Annotated in this window: 1 protein-coding gene; it reads right to left on the reverse strand. The window is 54.8% G+C overall.

Annotated elements, in window-relative coordinates; genetic code table 11:
- The coding region (locus OGY19_RS00010; protein WP_286596177.1) for a transposase at nucleotides 1–248 on the reverse strand (248 nt) is incomplete at both ends.

A 248-nucleotide genomic window follows, 5' to 3' on the forward strand; every position in this document is an offset into this window, starting at 1 on the left:
GTGAATAACATCGCCAGTTGGTTATCGTTTTTCAGCAACCCCTTGTATCTGGCTTTCACGAAGCCGAACTGTCGCTTGATGATGCGAAATGGGTGCTCCACCTTGGCCCGGATGCTGGCTTTCATGTATTCGATGTTGATGGCCGTTTTGTTCTTGCGTGGATGCTGTTTCAAGGTTCTTACCTTGCCGGGGCGCTCGGCGATCAGCCAGTCCACATCCACCTCGGCCAGCTCCTCGCGCTGTGGCGC

It is taken from the genome of Citrobacter sp. Cy070, assembly GCF_030332245.1.
In the GTDB taxonomy this organism is placed as follows: domain Bacteria; phylum Pseudomonadota; class Gammaproteobacteria; order Enterobacterales; family Enterobacteriaceae; genus Citrobacter; species Citrobacter youngae.